Here is a 21,135-nt window from a genome sequence, read left to right as displayed (position 1 = left end):
CAGAATATACTTATCATAACATTCAAATTAATGGTTTTGCATGAATTTTTATCTAATTTTGTAAAATTACACACTTCCTTCGACATGCTACCTGTTGGCGTACTCCCCCAAATCCTCTTTCAATAGCAGCTTACCCGTCTTTTTTAACTCCTGCTTCGCAGCCGCAATCAAATGACTCATGGAAACGGGTTTGCCTTCCGATGCAGCTAAGAAGGATGCTGCGAGAACCACATTTTTGATTCCGCCCCCAGCAATGTGCAGCTTGGACGCAAGAAACTCAAAATCGATGTCAGCAGCTCGCGGTGTATCGGCCGGGAACATGCTGCGCCATATTTCTTCGCGATAGTACGGTTCAGGAAAAGGAAACTTCACCACGTAGTTGATTCTGCGAATGAAGGCCTCGTCAAAATTTTGCAGGAGATTCGTCGCCAAAATGGAGACTCCCTCGTACTCCTCCATCTTTTGCAGCAAGTAGGCCGTTTCCACATTTGCGTATTTGTCATGCGAATCTTTCACTTCTGAGCGCTTGCCAAAAAGGGCATCGGCTTCATCAAAGAAGAGGATGGCATTGCCTATTCTCGCTTCCGAGAAGATGTGGTGGAGATTTTTTTCCGTCTCTCCAACGTACTTGCTGATCACCTGCGACAAGTCAATTTTAAAAAGCTCCAGACCTAGCTCCTTTGCCACGACTTCCGCCGACATCGTCTTGCCCGTACCCGGAGGCCCAGCAAACAACATGCTGACGCCCTTGCCATAAGAGAGCTTTCGCCCAAAGCCCCACTCCCCCAAAACGACATTTCGATAGGTCACCTGATTGCAGGCATTCCGCAACAAAGTAAGTTGCTCCTCAGGCAAAATCAGATCTTCCCAGCTGTATTTGGGGTTCAAGCGTGTGGCGTGCTTTTCTAGCCCATGTCGCATTTGCAGGAAGCAAGCTTCATGGAGATGTGCTTTCGTAATGATCCTGTCTTTCGTCTGCATCGCCATCTCGTTTGCTCTGTGAAGCGCCCGGGTGATTTGCCCGGCATTCAGCTTGAATTTACCTGCCAAAACGCCTACATCAATCTCTTGAGAAAAGCTCATGCCTGCACGGCCCGTCTCCCATAATCGCCTCCTTTCCGTTTCATCTGGACTAGGCACCTCCATTTCCAGCCAAATCCGCTTCCCCAGAGCGCTTTCCGGCTTCCATTGACTTTTCGACACAATGGCAATGGGGCGTGAAAAGCTTTCGAGTTCATCTATCAACAGCTGCTTGCGCCCAACTGTTTGTACCTCTTCTGTCAGAAACACCTCGAACTGATGCAAGCACAGAACACCCCGACGAAGCTGTACCTCCCGCAAGATCTGCTGTACTCTTCGTGAAAAAGCTTCCTCGCGGATCAAGCGCTCTGCGTCGACGAACAGCACCGGTCGCCTGACCCGATGAAACAGATGCTTCACTCGATGCCTTTTGCCAACGCCAGTCGGACCATGCAAATGCAGGAGTAGCCGCTCCGAATCTGCTCCTGCCGTTTCCCACAATGTTTCAAAGCGCTCCTGCAAATGAATCGCGCTCTCTCCTACCAACGGTTCCAACTCTTGATCTGGCAAGCTCCAGGATAGCCAAAGCGGCAGACTCGCATCACCTCCATTCTTCGTTGTCAAAAAGTGCAGCATGCGTTCATCCAGCTTTAACGGACGAGAGAGCCAAGAGCCGCTGCCGCCCATGTCCCCCTCGGTAAAAAGCAACAATCGGCCCAGCTTGCTTTTTTGCGCAAACGCTGTCCAGGCTTCCATTCTCTCGGTCGCTGTCCGGCAAAATAGCTGCATCGCCAATTCGGGAGTAGGTGACTTGCACGTAATATCATCGAGGAGGTAGCCAAACAGCTTTTCGTACTTCCGATCCAGCTCGACTGACAGGCAAAGAAATAAACACCCCAGCTCGAAGCGGTTGAGTGAAAAAGCGTCTGCCACTGCCAAAATCGGTACGCTACCCGCTTCCGCTTCACGCATGTGCAGGGCATGAAGTCGTTCCTCGCATGCTGCCAGCCGCTCTGTGAAGACTTCCCATAGCTGCGTTGCAGGCGGAGCTGCCTCGAGTAATTGTATGACCTCTTCCTCTGTGACAATCACCCCCCTCATTTGATCAAGCGGATAATCATCCCCCTGCTGTGCTCGCACAGCCAGCAAGCGCATCAGATGAATATCCAGCCATCGAAGCATTTCTTCGTAATAGTTCCACTGGTTGTGATTCGGTTCGGGACTCGTCATTTCGCTTTTTCACCGCTCCTACGATATTTTCAACTCGCCAGACCAATCTCGTTCTGCCCCTTTTTGCGCGTATTCGTCACATAAGTAGAAATACTGTCGCGCCGCCTGATCCCAGCGGTTTTGCTTGATGACGGACAAAAAAGCAGAGCGTGCATCGTGAAACCTCCCATTTTGATACATCGCAATCGCTTGCTCAAACAACTCCTTCGTCTCATCCTTGTGAGCGCGAATCTGGGCAGCGTCCCCCTCGTATACGTCGTACAAATGCATCGGCTGAGCTTCTCCCTCGATATGCACCCAGCCTAAATCACGATATCGATATGGCGTACTCTCTCTCATCTCGGCAAACAGCGAATCGGACATCAGGATGCAGGCTCCGAGCGTTTCTGCCATCTTTTCCATTTTCTCCACTACGCGGACGTGATCTGATATGATCGCAGCCTCGAGACGTGTCGCCTCGCCAATAATTCCGAGCATCAGCGGACCGTGATGCAGGGCAACTCGCAATTCAATCGGATCGTATCCTTTTTCCGCCCGTTGCTCGTTATAGTCTGCTAACGTACGACGCATCTGTACCGCCGCATCCAACGCGTCTTTAGCCTCTTTTGGATAAACAGCAAGCACCCCGGGATCGAGATATTCGGTAATCATCCCTTGATTCTCGTTCACAATCGGAGCAAAACGCTTGAGAAACGCATTGATGACGCGGAAGGTCGTCTCTGGTCGCAGACGATGCGAGATGGCATGAAACGATTGCAGACTCATTCGCATAATGGCCATTTCCCGCTCCACCTGATCTCCCAGCTCCACGTCGAGTATGCTTTCCTTCCCGAGAAAATGGATAAACTGCTGCGGCACAAAGCGATTGTTCGCCTCGCTCATCCTCGTGATATTCGAAATGTACTGACGAATGCGCTTTGCCATTTGGTTGAAGCTTTCTGCCAGCTTTTGAATTTCATCCATGGAGCGAACCCTAGCCACCACGCTGTAGTCGCCTCTTCCCATATCGGAGACGCTCGTTTGCAGATTGCGGATGTTTCGGTATGTCAGCCACGAGAAAAGGAAGAATAGACTCGCACAAATCGACCAGACTAGCGCAGCGCCACGGCCTAGCTCACGGGACATTTCGTTGTGCTGTATGCGGACCCCGTTCATTTCTCTGCCCAACTCCAACACACCGGATAGCTTGCCTGCGGAGTTGTAGATCGGGGCCATCGCGTACATCCAGTAGCCTGTCCGATCCTGTGCTTTACCCGAGACGATCTCCCGTTTCATGACCACACTGCGGAACTCGTCATCAATGGACACATTCTCAAATACTTCTGCGCTGTCATTGTCATCCATCATGAGAAACAATTCGCCATCTTTGTATTTGTAGATCGTTTTGTACAGCCCCCTGTTCACATTCACATCATCTGGGACCTCCAGTTTTTTCAGGTTGGCCTGTACTGCTTGATAATCCGCATTCATGTAATCAATGGCTCCGTTGATTCCATCCAGCTTGTCCCCTTCGATCAGCGTAGAAATCACATAGGCTTGGAGACGAAGATCGGTTTGATTTTCCTGCTCCATAAACGAGAAGGTCAGCTTCGTTCCCTCCAGTTGAAGGAATACAGGGACAACAATAAGTGGGGCTATCACAATCGTTTGCTTGATAATCAACGGAATCCGGAAGAGGCGAAACAGCAGAAACTGAATGACACAAAACAAGAGAATTTCCATACCCAATCCTGTCCACCAGGTCCATTCCTTCAAGCGGTCTTCTCCGGATATAGACGGGGACGTGAGCTTGGTCATCACATTTCCTTGTTGGTCCAGGAAGGCCAGTTGACTATCTGTGGCGACTACGATCTCATACTGGGGAGTTATAGCAAACGCCGTTAAGGCGCTGCTATCGCTTGACTTGATCTGCTCGAATGTTTTGGAGGGCACCATCAAGGCGATTTCATCTGGATGTGCGGGATCGAAGCGTTCAATGACATTTTGATCAGAATTGTAGAAAAGAAGGCGACCTGCTGGCCCCACTTTGACATGATCGGGGACGGTACGATTCTTTTCCGAGCGTTCGGAGTGAATGTAAAGCGGACCTTTTACTTGAGCTTCCCCGCTTCCTGGGGGAACGTCGATCTGGAAAAACTCTCCGCGCTTGGTAGTGACATAGGTATGTCGTGGGTCTACTCCTGTAATTTCATTGACGTATACTTCATTAGGCAATTGGATTTGATAGAGTTGTGTGGGGGGTGAATCAGAGGGTACAAATTGATAGGCAATCACTTCAGGATGTTGATACACATAAAAATAAAGGCGATCTTTCGCGACTTGCAGGGAGCGTATCTTGCCGATTCGCTTGTACGAGCTGTTCGCTCCGTATGCATCCTCATACACGACTTGTACGATTTCTCCATCTGGCGACATTCGCACGATTCTCTCAGATACGGTCCGCAAACCAAAGCTATCGAGCTTTGTGATCAGCACGTACGCATAGCCTTCTTCGTCGATGGCTACCTCTGTGAAATTTTCCAAGCCTTCTTCTGGATTTTGCTCCAGTACTTGCTGGTACCTTAGCGTCCGATCGGGGTACAGGCTAGTCAGCTTTTGGTGTCCATCCGTTATGAGGACGACATCCTTTTGACTATTGACCGCGATGCTGTTGATCCCTTGAAACGGTTCATCCTGCTTCCCGCTTCTATTCACGTTCCAAGCGAGCAGCAAGCCGATCCCAACAAATACAATCAGCAATCCGGTCAACCAGGAATACTTCTTGTTATTTCCCATCGTTTGCGGTTCTCCCATCTCTCGAAAACGTATTTTCGAAAATGATACCAAGCAACATTATACTAAAAATTACAAATTTCGCTATACATCTTCTCTATTTGACATTTATACTACTATACAGATTGATTTTCAATATCTTACCAGATGACTTTATGTAAAGGAGTTGGCTTCATGGGACAACTCGTCTGCGGAGGAGCCATGCTACAGTGCAGCTTCGGTGCTGCTCCCAGTTCACTCATGGTGCTCCCGGTGAATCGCGTGACAACCAGTATGCCGATCGCAAACATTATGGACAATAAACCGATGGTAAACATCCTTCCATTCGGGATGTGTAATACGATGTCCAACCCTCAGGTCGCAGCAGCCACAGCAGCGAAGCTGGGTGTTTTCACTCCTGTCCCCTGCGTTCCTGTCACCGCCGCCCCTTGGGTCCCTGGCTCCCCTACTGTTCTCGTCGCCAACATGCCTGCTCTCAATCAAACCTCCAAGCTCATGTGCAGCTGGGGTGGCGTCATTCAGATCACGAACCCCGGACAAGCGACGATACAAGTTCCCTGACAAGTAGGGAGGTCACGATATGGACAAACAACTCCAAAAGCTAACGGAACAAACGATTATCGACCCGCTTACCCACCCGCTCAAAAAATGGGGGCAAGATTGGATAAAAAAAGGAGCCGCCCTCCCCAAGCAAGCCCTCGATTGGATCAAGAACGGCATTGCCGGACTGTTCACCAAAAAAGAGACTTCACTCAACGATTACGTACATATCGGCCGTTTTTACATCGCCAAACGCTTTCTCATTTTGACAGGACTATTCCTCCTTGTCCTGGCCTACTTCCTTTTCATCAATCCTCCCGATGCGCTTAACCGCTTTTTGCAACGTCCCATCGTCATTCATCTAAAAACTCCCAATCAACAGATTTCCGACACGGGTCTTGCAATCATCTACAACCCGGAAGACACGATGATCTATTCTGGCCAGCTCGTGGATGGTCTGTATGACGGAAAAGGCGAGCTCTATGACAACTATGGGAAGCTTCTATACAGCGGCGAGTTCAAAAGCGGCACTCCGCAAGGCTTCGGCAAAGGATACCAAAAAGGCGTTCTCATCTATCAAGGTGGATTTGAAAATGGCGTGTACGCCGGTCAGGGAGCGTTGTACAACAACCAGCAAGTCGTTTTTCAGGGAGAATTCAAAAATGGGAAGCTGGATGGAGCCGGTCAGGAATTGTACACAAATGGCGCAATCAAATACGAAGGCGCTTTTAAAAACGGCGTGTACAACGGGTCTGGCCGACTTTTTACGAAGGATGGAAAGCTGCTCTATGACGGACTTTTTGACAATGGCTTCTACGGCGGCGAAGGTACTGATTACTACGAAAACGGGCTCGTGCAATATAAAGGGCAATTTGTGGACGGCAGATACAACGGGGCCGGGAGTCTTTTTGATCGGGATGGCAAGCTCGTGTATGAAGGTCATTTTCGCAATGGGCACTTCAATGGAGCCGGAACCAAATTCTCCACCAGTGGCAGCATCGTTTATCAAGGTGATTTTTTGCTGGGTGTGTATCACGGGCAGGGCGAGCTGAAAGATGCAAGTGGCGTAACGCTGTATAAAGGCGGCTTTGCCGAAGGGCATTATCACGGAACGGGAGAGCTTCGTTCTGCTGAAGACGCTCTGTTGTATCAAGGGCAATTTCGGGCAGGTGCCTACGACGGCATAGGGGTACTCTACGACAAGGAAGGCTTGCCGTTGTACAAGGGGTACTTCCGCGAAGGGCGTATTTATTTGCCTGGATTCATCGGCATCTCCAGGAGCAAGCTGGAAGAAATTATGGGCAAGCCCGAAGATGACACACCGAAGGATACCACCTTATCGCCGCAAAAACTTGCGTATCGTGAAATGAACATAGCTTTTACACTTGAACCAGCACCAGGACATCCTAGCAAGCAGATTGTTACTGCCGTTCACGTATATCACCCGCAGGTCATCTCGATCGTCAAAGAAGATCGGAACGAGCTCGACAGCAAATCTGCCATTTTGCCCAAGACATCCTCCACCTACTCTAACCGTACTGGCGCTATTACGAGCTATTTGGTCGATCCGTATCTGTATCTCTATTTCTATCAAGCACAGCAAACGGAACCCGTTCAATTGGACGTGTCAAAAGCAGAGGGGGTGTAATCATGCGACGCTATGAATCTAGCAAGCCGTCTATGGATGCAGACCATGAAAAAACGAAAGCATCTGCTTCCAGGCCTATGCTCCAACCAAATAAGGTCCAAAGAAAGGCGAGTCACTCTTCCCACATCCTTTCTCTGCAAAAGACTCTTGGCAATCAGGCTGTCCAGCGCATGTTATCGAGGACTCCCTTGCAAAAATCGGAGAATCTCTATTCCGGCAGCGGTCGTTCACTCCCCGATTCCGTCCAAGCAAAAATGGAGAAGGCTTTCCACACTGATTTTTCAGACGTACAGATTCATCCAGAATCGTCTGTCGCCTCCCAAATCGGGGCTGTTGCCTTCGCCCAAGGGAATGACATTCACTTTGCTCCGGGTACGTATCAGCCAGAGACGCAAAGCGGTCAGCAGTTGCTCGGCCATGAGCTGACACATGTGGTCCAGCAAAGACAAGGACGGGTAAAAGCGAACGTTCCGGATGCCAGCCTGCCGATCAATGACGATCCTGCTCTCGAAGCGGAAGCGGATCGCTATGGGTCACTGGCAGCAGCAGGTACCATGACGGATGGTAGAGATACGGCGGATACTGGTAGTTCCGTACCATCCCCGATCATTCAAGGCACTTGGGATGAAGATGTAAAAGATGCGCGTAGAATGTGGGACAAACATGTGGAAAAAACAAATAACCTGGATGAAGTAACGGTAAATGAGCTTTTTGAGCAAGTGGACGACATAGAAAACTACTTTGACAAAATACGTTACGGTATCAGTCTGCACGCCAAAATTTCTGATATTTTCTCGGTTACCGGGGGGAACTATACAGAGCTGGAGGAGGCACAGCGTCTATTCGGAGAACATATCACGCCCTTTTTCGGCAAGGATAAGGACACCGATCCTGACATCGATTACACCTATTTGGAGGAGCAGCACAACGACACGCCTGAGGAAGACCGCATGCTGGAGGATGAGGAGGATTCAACCGTTTTATACGAGGAAAAACGTGTTGCTATGGAGATCAAGACAATCAGCTCTCATGATGATTTACAAATTGGCTCCCGCATTCATGAAGCGATCGGTCAATTAGACAAGCGGCGGGATATGAATCGATATAAAGAGTATGTCATTGTCATTCAAAAGTATCATCCTGAAAACCCTTGGCCGTACACAGCTACTGAAAATAGAGCAAGCGCCCCGCTGGTTGATCTAAAAACCAGACTGACTGCCAGATTGAGCAATATGACCAATCTGCCAGCTTATGATATCAAGGTCATTTTCAGGGGCATTACAAAAGGAACCCCAACCGGTGGGACCGGAACCGCTGACCCGACCTTCTTAATCCCGGAACATATACGCTATTCGAACTTGCCCTCTTATACAGTCGAATGCTATTACTGTGGCAGCTCCAATACTGGGTGGCTGGTAGATGACCCTATCCCTGAATAAACCGAAAACGGCAGGCTCCACAGCAAACTGGGAGAACTGCCGTTTTTCCTATGCTTAGTACAATCGATTCGTATAGCTGTCTTGCAAGCCCTCTGCCACTTCTTTTGCCGTCACACCCGGAAGCTTCACATGATCCGCCAGCATTTGCGCGACATTAGGAGTCGTCCCCTCTGCCGGCCATGACTCCGGCTTCCATAGACCAGAGCGCATAAATGCCTTCGCACAGTGGACGAAGCACTCCTCTACCTTTACGCCGATCCCGAGCGTTGGCGCCTTGCCGTTTACCGCCATCTTCGCGAGTATTTCTTCATCGCGAATAATGCAAGCCTTGCCATTCACGCGGAACGTCTCTTCCAGTGTGGGAATCAAAAAGATAAGCCCAATATGCGGGTTGACCAAAATGTTCGTGATGGAGTCCATCCGCTTGTTTCCTGGGCGCTCAGGGATGACGAGATGGTGATCATCGATGATATGCACAAAGCCAGGTGCATCTCCGCGTGGCGAAGCATCGCAATGGCCATCTTTGTCTGCTGTGGCAATGATGAGAAATGGCGATTGGGCAATGTAATTGCGGCTATGGTCATCCAGCTGGGTTATCGCCTTGTTCTGTACGAGACGACTTGGTTCTCCGACCATTTCGCGCAGTTGCTGCTCTGACGTAATAACATCACGGAAAATTCCGAATCCTGACATGACTAGCCCCTCTTTCCTCTGTTGTTCAAACCTGCCACCATCATACCATATTTGTCCATTCGCCTTTCATGATTATGGCAGAAGCAGGAAAGCTAGCGGGGTAACCAGCAGCAGCGTTAAGATCGTACGCTCTACCCAAATCACCAGAAGCTTTGGAATACTAATCGGAATCTCGGTAGACAAAATGCAAGGAATCGTCGCGGAAAAGAACAGGATGGAAGAGACTGAGACAACTGCAATGACAAACTTGGTGACCAGAGGTGCTTTTACCACAAGAAGCGCGGGCAAAAACATCTCGGCAATTTCGATCGCTGACGCTTTTGCAGCCAGTAACGGTTCTGGAATTTGCAAAAGCCATGTAATCGGATAAAACAAGTAGCCCAGCCAGTCAAACAAAGGAGTAAATTCAGCCAGCACCAACCCGAGCAAACCGACTGACATGATGGACGGGAGAATACTCATGGTCATGATGAAACCATCCCGCAAGTTCTCCCAAATGTTCCGCGTCAAGGGCAGCGCCTTTCCCGCCGCTTCCATTGCCTCTGCCCACGCCTGACGTAACCGTTTTTCCTTGATCACTTTCTCCGGATCTGCTTTGTCTTCGTAATACGCATCGCTCATGCTGGACAGCGGCCAAATACGCACCGTCACGGCAGTTACGAGAAACGTCACCACGAGTGACACCCAGAAGTAAAGGTTCCAGTAATTCATCAAATCCAATGTTTTCGCGATCACGATCATAAATGTCGCAGATACGGTGGAAAAGCCTGTTGCAATAATGGCTGCTTCTTTAATCGTATATTTGCCTTCTTTGAATACCCGGTTCGTGATTAAAAGACCAATCGAATAGCTTCCCACAAAGGAAGCCACTGCATCTACCGCAGAGCGGCCAGGTGTTTTCCAAATCGGGCGCATGATCGGCTGCACCAGTACCCCGATAAATTCCAAAAGACCGTAGCCGACCAGCAACGCCAAGAAAACGGAGCCGATCGGGACCACCATGCCTACGGGAATCACGAGCTTTTCGAAGAGGAATGGCCCCATATTCTTGTCCAGCAGCCATGCAGGACCCGCCTGAAAGTAGATCAACAGAGCGATAGGCACACCCAGGACCTTTAGCGCAGAAAAGACAAGATTCACTTTGCTCTGCTTCCAACTGCCCGTCACAAACGGATAAATGGCCCCAAGCACAATCACAAGCAAGGCATATATCGGTATTGCACCCGGCATGATTTGCCGAACCCATGTCACGATGTGATCGAGCATAATTGAGCTTGTGTCATTAACGGTAACAGGAATAAAAAAGACGAAAATGCCAATGAGGCTAAAAACAAAAAACTTCCAAGCATGTGTGGCGGATACGGCTTGCTGACCAGGATGAGGTGCAAGATTGCTGTTCGAAATTTTGCCCATACATGTCCCCCCATTTCAAAGACAAGCCGGTCTCCTCCACTACTATCCGTTTTTCTTTTGCTCTCTCTTGTATTACGCCAGTCTGCCCTCAGCAACGACTATTGTTCCGTTTTTGATGACCGTGTTTACGTGATTGATCCCATACCGATATTGCAAGGTCATGAAATCAGGAACGTCAAAAATCGTGACATCTGCTTTTTTCCCAATCTCAAGGCTGCCGACTTCATGTGCGCAGCGGATTGCGTGAGCGGCATTGATCGTAGCTGCCGTCAATACCTCGGCTGGCGTCATCCCCATTTTCAGGCAACCCAGATTCATGATGAGCGGGAGCGAAACCGTTGGAGACGAGCCCGGATTGCAATCCGTTGAAATCGCGACAGCCACGCCACGATCAATCATTTTCCTGCCATTTGCTGACTCTGCCATCAAGAAAAACGCCGTACCGGGCAGTAACACAGCGATGACACCCGCTTCTGCCATCTGTTCAATTCCCTTGTCAGAGGCGCGCAGCAAATGATCCGCAGATACCGCTCCAACCGAAGCTGCCAGCTCTGCCCCTTCATACGGTTCGATTTCGTCCGCATGAATCTTCGGCAGCAACCCATGACGGACCCCTGCTTCAAGAATGCGTCTGGACTGCTCAGGGGTGAACACACCTCTTTCGCAAAACACATCGTTAAAAACAGCCAGTTTGCGTCGAGCGACCTCTGGGATCATTTCCTCGATGACCACGTCTACAAACGCATCCGGATTTTCCTTGTATTCACGCGGCACCGCATGTGCACCCATAAAAGTGCTGACGATGTCGATGGGATGTGCCTCATGCAACTGCTTGGCGACCTCCAGCTGCTTCAGCTCATCCTCCAATGTCAGGCCGTAGCCGCTTTTCGCCTCGACGGTTGTGACCCCATGCAACAGAAACTGGTCAAGACGCTGCTTGCTCTGGACAAACAGCTCTTCGTGGGTAGCTGCGCGGGTCGCTGCGGTTGTCGAGTGAATTCCGCCGCCATTGTTCATAATCTCCATATAGGTCGCACCATTTAGCCTCATGTTAAACTCGTTTTGCCGACTGCCCGCGTGCACCAGATGTGTGTGCGGATCGATCAGCCCTGGCGTGACCAGCTTGCCCGAAGCATCGATGATTTGCGCCTCATTCGCACGGTCTCGATAGTAAAGCGCCAGCTCTTCATCTGTTCCCACACGCTGGATAACGCCGTCCTCCAGCCAGATGCTTCCGTCCTCGATGATCGACAGCTCGTTCATTTGCGCTCCAACTACTGGGGAAGAGGAGCCGCCAGCCAGCGTGGCGAGCTGACTGGCGTGGCGAATCCATACAGGTTTTGTCATGGCTCTTACTCCTTCATCATCGGAATGTTGACGCCTTTTTCCTTGGCTGTTTGAATCGCGAGGGCGTATCCTGCATCCACATGTCGGACGATACCCATGCCTGGATCGGTCGTGAGGACGCGCTCCAGACGACGTGCTGCTTCTGGTGTTCCGTCTGCCACGATGACCATTCCGGCGTGGAGAGAGTAGCCCATGCCAACTCCGCCTCCGTGGTGCACAGATACCCAGCTCGCTCCGCCAACCGCATTGATCATGGCGTTGAGAATCGGCCAGTCCGCAACCGCGTCGCTGCCATCCTTCATCGCTTCCGTCTCACGGTTTGGCGAAGCGACAGAACCGGAGTCCAGATGGTCACGTCCAATGACGATAGGGGCCGACAGCTCACCGCGCGCCACCATCTCATTGATGATTTGACCAAAACGCGCACGCTCGCCATAGCCTAACCAGCAAATGCGGGAAGGCAGTCCCTGGAACTGAATGCGCTCCTGTGCCATGCGAATCCAGTTGCACAGATGCGTGTTATAGGAAAACTCGCGTAGAATAACCTCGTCTGTCTTGTAAATATCCTCAGGATCGCCGGACAGTGCCACCCAGCGGAACGGCCCCTTGCCCTCGCAAAATTGCGGACGGATGTAAGCTGGCACGAAGCCAGGGAAACGGAACGCGTCCTCCACACCCTCGTTTTTTGCCACCTGCCTGATGTTGTTGCCATAGTCGAAAGTGACTGCTCCTTTCTCCTGCATGGCGAGCATGGCGCGAACGTGCTCAGCGATGCTTGCTTTTGCGCGAGATTCGTACGCTTTCGGATCGCGTGTCCGCAGTTCGGCTGCTTCCTCCAGCGACATGCCGATGGGAATGTAGCCGTTGAGTGGATCATGCGAGGAGGTCTGGTCCGTCAGCACATCCGGGATAAAATGGCGAGCCAGCATGGCATTCAGCACTTCGGGTGCATTGCCCAACAGACCGATGGAAATGCCTTTTTTGTCGCGTTTCGCTTCTTCCGCCAAACGGATCGCTTCATCCAGACTCTCTGTCATCACATCCAAGTATTTCGTGTCCAGTCTGCGTTGAATACGGGTCGAGTCCACCTCGATATTGATGCTCACACCGCCATTGAGCGATACGGCCAACGGTTGCGCACCACCCATGCCGCCCAAGCCCGCTGTGACGGTAATCGTTCCGGTCAGCGTGCCTTCAAAATGCTGGCGTGCCAGCTCTGCAAACGTCTCGTACGTCCCTTGTACGATGCCCTGGCTGCCAATGTAAATCCAGCTTCCCGCTGTCATTTGTCCGTACATCATCAATCCCTTTTTGTCCAGCTCGTGGAAATGCTCCCAATTCGCCCAGGCAGGCACCAGATTCGAGTTTGCCAGCAGAACACGCGGCGCATCTGTATGCGATTTGAATACAGCAACTGGCTTCCCAGACTGGATGAGGAGTGTTTCATCGCTCTCTAACGTTTGCAATGTTTTGACAATCGCATCGAAGCATTCCCAGTTCCGTGCCGCCTTGCCAATTCCGCCGTATACGACCAGGTCCTCTGTACGCTCAGCTACATCAGGATTGAGGTTGTTCAAAAGCATGCGCAGCGCAGCTTCCTGTACCCATCCCTTTGTATGTAATTGGGTACCTGAAAAGGCTTGGATCAATTGTTCAACGGATTGTGTCGTCGTCATCATTTCCACCTGCTTTTCTAAAAGGATATACTTCTTACCTCCATTGTAAAAAAGCACGGAAAGACAAAAAAGGCACCGCGCTTTCGATTTGGTGCCTCTATTTTCGATTCACTTGCAAACGCATTCATGGTTTGACAAAAAAATCTGTCTTTTTTTTCGATTTCTATCTTTTCTTCTGATTTCGTAACAAACGTGGAGTTGTCCCTGTTTTTTCCTTAAAAATTTTACTGAAATAATTGGCGTTAATGAATCCACATCGCTCTGCCACCTCTTGGACAGACAAGGATGTCTCAAGAAGCAATCGGCGTGCTTCTTTTACCCGCAACGAAGTGAGTATTTGACGAAAAGAGCTTCCTTGCTTTTGCGCGAGTAGCGTACTGAAATAGGAAGGGCTGCGGTCGATATAGCGTGCGACTTCCTCCAGGCGCAGTGCCGGATCAGTATAACGTCCTTCTATATAGCGAATCGCCTGTTCCACGACATCGACACGGGACTCGTCAATGGGATGGTGGGCAGCATCAAGAAGCTGATTGATGAACAGCAGCAATTCCACTACGATCCGATACAAGATCGGCGAGTAAAGAATCGTTTCGAAAACCCGGTGATACTCCTCTTCCAAAGGTAGAGCGTCAAGACCACGTGATATCATGTAGCGCCTGACTTGGGCCAAAATACTCGTCAGCCGAATACGCAACAGTCCCGGCTCTGGATAAGGCTCTTCCTTGAAAAAGAAGTGTGTATACAGCCACTTCTTCAGCTCTTCCCGATTGCCTTCATCCAGCATTTCTACCCACGTGCGCTGTTCGGCGGGCGTCAGAAATGGGTCAATCATCGTCCAATTCACGCGATTGTCCATCACCGTCACTTGCCGATATCCTTTGAAAAAGCGGACTTGCAGGGCTTGGCTCGCTTCCGCATACGTTTCGTTCAAGCTCTGCTCATGGTTGCTTGCATCATACATGACCAAAAAAAGCGGTGCATCATTGCTTGCTTCCCAGTCCATCAGCAAACGCTTGCCCATTTGGTTGAACGTAGAAGGCGAGACCGCAGCATCCGCTGGAAATACCCCCACAATTGCGTCCCCTAGCGGCAAAAGGTCTGGCTTGTCGCGAAACGGATATTCCTCAAAAAAGCGCAGCAGTTCCGGATGCCTCTTTGGATCTTCCAGTTGAGCCAGCATGAGCGAATAAGACTTGGCTTGTACGTGCCCGGGGAAAAACAGGTCAAGATACGAGACATCCCTGTCATTGTCCGAACCTGTTCCCTTCTCTTCGTTCATTCGCTTCCGATCCAAGCGCTCCTGGCAGCATCTCGTCAGGATTCTCCTGATGTATTCCGGTGTCTGTGGCTTCAACCATAGATCGCGTGCAAAAAGTCCAATCCCCTGCATCGCACGCTCGAACGTGGCCTCTGAGGTGGTCACCACAACGGTCGGACGATACTGGTCCACCAGAAGCTTCAACCGGTCCCACTGCCCGCGCCCGATCATGTCCAGTTCAATACAGAGTACTTCCGGTGAATGCGCTTCCATCATTTCGAAAACGTCTTCCATGGTCCCGGCACTATGCACCTTGTCATACGGAATGGCATAGCTGCTGACGAGCCATCCGATCCCGATTCGTTCGTTCTGGTCCCGATCCGCTATCAAAATGCTGGGCATAAGCCGTCCTCCTCGACCATTACCTAATTAACTAGCAAAAGAAATACCAGCCTAAAGAGAATGGGGCTGGTATTAGTTTACCATATTGACTGCTATCAGTCCGTCTTCAAAAGACTTACATGGGTCTTCCACTCATCGGGACCTGGAAGTGGCATGATATTGGCGTCTTGCCAGTCGGTTGGTTTTGCGTTCGGGATGAAATGATGGTGGAACCCCGCATTTGAGTTACTTGAAGAGTGTGCACTTACAGTAGTTGCACAAGCAAGCATCCCTATCCATAAAAGCTTGGTGAAGATAAACTGTTTTTTCAAGGACTACACCTCTTCCCCCTCTTAATCATTACCCTTAAGACGTGGACAGAAGAGTTTTGTTTCATCAAAAAAAGGTCGCCCATAAATGGACAACCTTTTCTCCTTCACGTTTTACATATTGAGAGGATTTTCGATCATGGTTCCCATCACATGATCCAGGGGAATAAAACCAATATCGCGGGAATCTGTGCTGTGATTCCGGTTATCTCCCATGACAAAAACATGATCGGCTGGAACCGTGATCTTTCCGTCTGCTACATATTCCATCGTTTCTTTGATGTATGGTTCGTTCAATGCCTCACCGTTTCGGTACACCTTGTTGTCTTTGAACTCCAGTACGTCGCCTGGTCTTCCAATGACCCGCTTGACATACATCGTGTGATCATCGCCTTGACCTGTGACCAGCGACACCAAGGGATGCCCCATGATATCGTCCATCAATGTACGGTCTCGCTCTACCCGACTGTCGATCACGACAATATCTCCGTAATCTGGCAAATAAGAAAACGTGTGTGATAGTTTAGATACATATATGCGCTGTTCGTCTTGTAAGGTAGGGTCCATGGAATGCCCATCAACCTTGAACGGTTGAAATACAAAGATTCCGAGGACAAGAGCGAATACGACAGCAAAGGTTATCGATCGAATCCATCCCAAAACTTCTTTCATTTCCTTTTGGCACTCCTTCCTTTTACCATCTCTCTTCCTGTATCCAAACCATCATACCACATTATCCGCTCAATCCCAAAAAATCAGCCAGAAGTCGGATCAGGTGAGACCGTACTCGCGCAGTTTCCGAAACAGCGTTGCACGACTTATTCCTAAAAGGGCAGCCGCTTCTTCTTTTCGTCCGTTTCTATCGCGGATTTGCTGCATCACGGTATCGATTGCTGCCCGTTCCAGCTCTTTTAGCGTAAGTCCTTGCTTTTGCCAGTCGAATGACCCTTGGTGTTCTTTTACGGAATGCGAGGAAGATTCACGCAGCATTCCCGTTCGAATGGGCAAGCTCGAAGGCTGCACCCAAGAGGTTGCTTCCATATTGACCGCGTACTCGATTACATTTTCCAGCTCTCGGACATTACCTCTCCAGCCGTGATGAAACAAAACGTTTTGCGTCTCTTGGGAAAAGCCGTGCAGCCTCTTCCCCACCCGATTCGCATGCGCCAAAAGGATATCGTTCGCCAACGGCAGTATATCCTCTCTACGTTCTCGCAGCGAGGGCAAGTGGATGGGAATCACATGCAAACGATAGTACAGGTCCAACCGAAACAACCCCGCGTCTACCCGCTCCTGCAAATCCAGATGGGTAGCTGCAATGATTCTTGCCGCTAAGCGTATGGGCTTGCCATTGCCTCCAATTCGATACAATTCCTTTTCTTGCAACACGCGCAGCAGCTTGCTCTGCAAAGGCATGGGCATATCCCCGATTTCATCGAGAAACAGCGTGCCTTTTCCTGCGACCTCAAACAAGCCTGGTTTTCCACCTTTTCGTGCTCCTGTGAATGAGCCTTCCTCGTAACCGAACAACTCGCTTTCCATCAAATGCTCAGGGATTGCCGCGCAATTAATCGAAAGGAACGGCTCGTCACGGCGCGGGCTTGCCTGATGAATGGCTTTGGCAAAAAGCTCCTTGCCAGTACCGCTTTCACCTTGGAGCAGGACAGTCGAATCACTGGCTGCTACACGTCTTGCCACTTCCTTCGCTTGTACAATCGCAGGACTGTTTCCGCCAATCATCCGAAAAGGGTCGGGCTCTGAGTATCCACTCACCTGCCTTGCGATTTGTACGACTTCCTGTACGTCATCAAGCGTAATCACCCATTCTTTGACCGTTCCTTCCAGTAGAATGGGCTTGATGGCAAACAAAAATGTCTTGTCTTCCTGCCCGATCGACAGAACGACCTGCTTTGGCGCAGACTGCGCGGCATCTGCACGGCGAATGGCATCTATCCATTCTGCCGTTTGACTGTCGTCGTGATCGAGCCGCAAATATTGACGGGCACGCTGGTTCGCCTGAATGATCCGGTTGTCTTGATCGACGAGAAACATGGCTTTGTCCATTTCATCCATGACGACACGCAGCTTTTCTACCGTATGCTGCTGCTCGACGTACAAGTAGTGCTCTTTTAGCTTAATGGCGATCAGCTCGGCCATTTTTTGCAAATAGGTCAATATCGCATCCACATCCGCAAACAACCGTTCGCGCTGCTCCTCATCGAAAGCGAGCAGGCCGATCACACCTATATTTTCATTGTCTAATTGAATCGGGCAACAAATCTCTCCCGTCTCCACACAATTCCCATAATGCATACAGGGACGACACCGCTCATCCTGCCCTGGATGCATAATCACAACAGGATGCCCCGCGAGCAACGACTCCCGGTATATATGGTCCTCTCCTGCCATCGTCCGCAAAACGCCAGCCTCAGTCTTCCCGGTCCCTGCGATCCGCAAAAACTGACTGTCCGCGATCTCTACCTCTACGCGCAGAACGGATGCAACTGCCGAAGCAATCTGCTGCACACTTTCTTGAATTTCTCGCAAGGGCATCTGGCTTCCCCTCCCGTCAATCTCTTGCCTCCATTATAGCGCATCATAGGAGAAGCCAGGTCTTATGCATTTTTTACCTACAAAAATCGCAAATCGTCTCCACTAAGATAGCACTCATGTCTACCAAGCTATCCACCTCTACATATTCGACTGCCGCATGCAGACCGGCACCCACTGGTCCAAACAAGACGGTAGGAATTCCCGCTTCCTGCAATAATGCCGCATCCGTCCATCCCGAGAATCCGCATACTTCGGGTATTTTTCCCATCACGCTCTTACATGCGGCCTGAAGGGCTATATAAACAGGTTCATCCAGCCCGACTTCAAATGGCTCCCGCAAAAATGTCAGCTCGGCGCTTGCTTGGAACGACTCATCTTCAGCGCGCAGCTTCTGTAGTAATTCTTCTATTTCACTTGCAACATCTGCTTCTGTCTCACCCGGCAACGTCCTTCTCTCCCAGTCGATGCGGCAATAGTCTGGATAGGTGGACAGCTCCGTTCCGCCTTGAATGAGCGAAGCATGAACAGATGCGGCACCGAGAATCGGATGAGCGGGACCTTGAGCCAACCTATCCGAGAGACGCTCCAGCTCTTGCAGGACCCTGCCCGCCCGAACGATTGCATCAATCCCTTCCGCTGGACGACTGCCGTGAGCTGCCTTGCCCAGCACCTCGCATTTGACCCAGGCAAATCCTCTGTGAACGACGCCAATCGCCAGATCGGAAGGCTCACAGCATATCGCCGCGTCTGCTTTGTATGCCTTTAACAACTCCTCCGTGCCGATGCTTTTATACTCCTCGTCAGCAACAAAAGTCAAAATGACATCTCCTGCCAACGGAACCTTTGCCTGTGCGATTGCCTCAACTGCGGCGATCATGGCCCCCAGACTGCCCTTCATGTCCTGACTGCCTCTGCCGTAAATTTTGTTGTCCACAACGGTGGGCTCAAACGGCGGAATCTCCATGCGCTTTGCACTCACGGTATCCATATGTCCGTTCAACATTAAGGATTGGCCACCGCCTGTTCCCCGTAGGATCCCGACGACATTGACCGCTGTGTCGTTAATAGGCGTGACATGGACCTCCAGTCCTGCCGCCTCCAAACGCTCTCGAATAAAAGCGGCGATCGCTTTTTCGCCCGGGCCATCCTCATCCAGGTACGGGTTCACCGAATCAATGCGAATGAAATCCTGCACCAATGAAATCAGTTCGTCTCGATTGATCGTCACGTTCATTTTGTCATTTCCTCCTCTTCTCGGCATGCGCCTTCCCAGACGATGCGTCTGTATATATCCCGATCCGTGTCACCTTCCGTACTAAAGCACAGAACAACGGAATTTTCATTCAAGCCGAGCTGCTCACGCTGTTGATGATACATTGGCTTGCCCATCAAGGCAGCGAGCAGCCCTACTCCAACTGCTCCACTTTCCCCGCTCACAATGGTAGGGTCGTCTCCGGTCGGTGCCGCAATTATACGCATGCCGTTTGCCGCCACGTAATCGGCACAGCTGGCGAAGAAGTCTGCATGCTCCTGCAAGATCTCCCATGCCATCGGATTCGGCTCGCCACATGCCAGACCTGCCATGATGGTTCCTAGCTCTCCCGTAGCTGCATGTGGCTGCCCGTCGTTCTTTTCTGCTGAGAGAACCATGCAGTTGGCGCTATGCGGCTCGACGATCACGGTTGTTAGGTCTTTGTTTGCTGACGCCGCTACGAAATGTCCCAAGACTGCGGCGGCCATGGAACCGACACCTGCCTGCAAGAATAGATGCGTCGGCTGTTGGGCGTCGGTGAGGGCTGAGAGTTGTTCCATGGCCTCTGCTGCCATCGTCGTATAGCCCTGCATGATCCACATGGGAATGGTCGTATAGTCTTCCCATGCCGTATCTTGAATCACTTGCCAGCCACGTTCTTTGGCCATTTGTTCAGAAAGACGCACGGCTTCATCGTAGTTTCCGTTGATGACGTGGGCTTGTGCGCCCGCCTCGCGTATCGCATCTACCCGTTGTTGGGCGGAGCCTTTGGGCAAGTATACAACAGCATGCTGTCCGAGCGCCTTCGCAGCCCATGCAACTGCCCGTCCGTGATTGCCATCTGTCGCAGTGACGAAGGTGACTTCTCCGATTTTCTCTCTCATTTCTAGGGAGCACAGTGCTTCAAAGGTCATCTCTTCTGTCGATTTCCCCAGCTTCTCGCACAAAAAACGCGCCATCGCGTAAGAAGCTCCCAGAACCTTGAAGGCATTGAGCCCAAATCGTTTGGACTCATCTTTTACAAGTACCTGTCTTACTCCCAGCTCATGTGCCAGGGCAGGCAATGCAACAAGGGGAGTCGGCTCGTAGTTTGCAAGAGATTGGTGAAAAGCTTTGGCAAAACGAGTTTCGTTTGCGGTCAAATAGGTAGGAATGCGAGAACTCTCGCTATTTTTTCTCTTATTTTTCACAACGTAAATTGGTGGTCGTTTATCCATTGATGCTTCCTCCTTAGGTGGTTTCATCCTAATTGATTAAGCAAGGATCGTGCCAACGGTTGAGGCATAGGTGGCTTATTATTTCGGTGGATGATCGTATCATAATGAGACTTATTTATATCAATTTGATACTTTAAGTATGTTTTTGAGACTCGTTATTCCGGCTGCTGTGGTGGGAGGAAACAGGAGAAAACGCTCCAGCTTCTTGGGTCACCTGCTAGGGGGATTCACTGCACGGCTCCATGGAAAAAGCGAAACCGCGTCCAAAGTAGAGGTTCAGGGATGCTTTTCAGAGGTGGACGCTTAAAGGCGTGTTTCTCTTTTTCCATGGAGCCTCGGTAGGTGCCCCAAAGATCTTCGCTTATTT

15 protein-coding genes are annotated in these 21,135 nt (G+C 50.5%); 3 read left to right on the top strand and 12 right to left on the bottom strand.

Translation table 11 applies throughout. From position 1 onward, the window contains the following. Positions 1-87: 87 nt before the first annotated feature. Both C7R91_RS24820 and C7R91_RS24815 read right to left on the bottom strand, forming a co-directional pair. Positions 88-2,250: an ATP-binding protein gene (locus C7R91_RS24820; protein ID WP_047071824.1), complete on the bottom strand. Its 2,163-nt coding sequence runs from the start codon at positions 2,248-2,250 to the stop codon at positions 88-90. An 18-nt stretch (positions 2,251-2,268) separates the two neighbouring features. After that, positions 2,269-5,025, bottom strand: coding sequence for an adenylate/guanylate cyclase domain-containing protein (locus C7R91_RS24815; protein ID WP_047071822.1), 2,757 nt, complete (start codon positions 5,023-5,025; stop codon positions 2,269-2,271). Between the two features lie 171 nt (positions 5,026-5,196). Here C7R91_RS24815 and C7R91_RS24810 point away from each other — a divergent pair, with 171 nt between their 5' ends. From C7R91_RS24810 to C7R91_RS24800, 3 genes are read left to right on the top strand one after another with little or no spacing between them, the layout of a single operon-like run. Beyond that, positions 5,197-5,583 carry a DUF4280 domain-containing protein gene (locus C7R91_RS24810; protein ID WP_047071821.1) on the top strand — a complete coding sequence of 129 codons (387 nt, stop codon included), beginning with the start codon at positions 5,197-5,199 and terminating at the stop codon, positions 5,581-5,583. 19 nt (positions 5,584-5,602) lie between these two features. After that, complete coding sequence (locus C7R91_RS24805) at positions 5,603-7,210, top strand: MORN repeat-containing protein (protein ID WP_047071820.1); 1,608 nt, start codon at positions 5,603-5,605, stop codon at positions 7,208-7,210. Between the two features lie 2 nt (positions 7,211-7,212). Then, on the top strand, positions 7,213-8,649 hold the full coding sequence (locus C7R91_RS24800) for an eCIS core domain-containing protein (protein ID WP_047071818.1): 1,437 nt from the start codon (positions 7,213-7,215) through the stop codon (positions 8,647-8,649). Between the two features lie 54 nt (positions 8,650-8,703). Here C7R91_RS24800 and C7R91_RS24795 read toward each other — a convergent pair whose 3' ends face one another. The 10 genes from C7R91_RS24795 to dpaL all read right to left on the bottom strand — a co-directional run bounded on the left by C7R91_RS24795 (position 8,704) and on the right by dpaL (position 20,768). Further along, complete coding sequence (locus tag C7R91_RS24795) at positions 8,704-9,342, bottom strand: pyridoxamine 5'-phosphate oxidase family protein (protein ID WP_047071816.1); 639 nt, start codon at positions 9,340-9,342, stop codon at positions 8,704-8,706. A 72-nt stretch (positions 9,343-9,414) separates the two neighbouring features. Further along, a complete protein-coding gene (locus tag C7R91_RS24790; protein WP_047071814.1) occupies positions 9,415-10,755 on the bottom strand; it encodes a YjiH family protein in 1,341 nt (446 codons plus the stop codon). A 72-nt stretch (positions 10,756-10,827) separates the two neighbouring features. Continuing rightward, positions 10,828-12,102, bottom strand: coding sequence for an imidazolonepropionase (gene hutI, locus C7R91_RS24785; RefSeq protein ID WP_047071812.1), 1,275 nt, complete (start codon positions 12,100-12,102; stop codon positions 10,828-10,830). Positions 12,103-12,107: 5 nt separating this feature from the next. Next, entirely contained in the window at positions 12,108-13,778 is a 1,671-nt protein-coding gene (gene hutU / locus C7R91_RS24780) for a urocanate hydratase (protein WP_047071810.1), read from the bottom strand. 163 nt (positions 13,779-13,941) lie between these two features. Then, positions 13,942-15,438: a helix-turn-helix domain-containing protein gene (locus tag C7R91_RS24775; RefSeq protein WP_047071808.1), complete on the bottom strand. Its 1,497-nt coding sequence runs from the start codon at positions 15,436-15,438 to the stop codon at positions 13,942-13,944. Positions 15,439-15,533: 95 nt separating this feature from the next. Continuing rightward, entirely contained in the window at positions 15,534-15,749 is a 216-nt protein-coding gene (locus C7R91_RS24770; RefSeq protein WP_047071806.1) for a hypothetical protein, read from the bottom strand. Between the two features lie 111 nt (positions 15,750-15,860). Further along, positions 15,861-16,418 carry a signal peptidase I gene (gene lepB / locus C7R91_RS24765; protein ID WP_047071804.1) on the bottom strand — a complete coding sequence of 186 codons (558 nt, stop codon included), beginning with the start codon at positions 16,416-16,418 and terminating at the stop codon, positions 15,861-15,863. 99 nt (positions 16,419-16,517) lie between these two features. Further along, on the bottom strand, positions 16,518-18,299 hold the full coding sequence (locus C7R91_RS24760) for a sigma-54-dependent Fis family transcriptional regulator (protein ID WP_047071803.1): 1,782 nt from the start codon (positions 18,297-18,299) through the stop codon (positions 16,518-16,520). A 73-nt stretch (positions 18,300-18,372) separates the two neighbouring features. Then, entirely contained in the window at positions 18,373-19,533 is a 1,161-nt protein-coding gene (locus C7R91_RS24755; RefSeq protein ID WP_047071801.1) for an ArgE/DapE family deacylase, read from the bottom strand. Beyond that, complete coding sequence (gene dpaL, locus C7R91_RS24750) at positions 19,530-20,768, bottom strand: diaminopropionate ammonia-lyase (RefSeq protein ID WP_047071800.1); 1,239 nt, start codon at positions 20,766-20,768, stop codon at positions 19,530-19,532. Before dpaL ends, C7R91_RS24755 begins: the two co-directional genes overlap by 4 nt. Positions 20,769-21,135: the final 367 nt, after the last annotated feature.

It is taken from the genome of Brevibacillus formosus (genome assembly GCF_003013405.1).
Classification (GTDB): domain Bacteria; phylum Bacillota; class Bacilli; order Brevibacillales; family Brevibacillaceae; genus Brevibacillus; species Brevibacillus formosus.
This window is presented reverse-complemented; position numbering and strand designations above follow the sequence as displayed.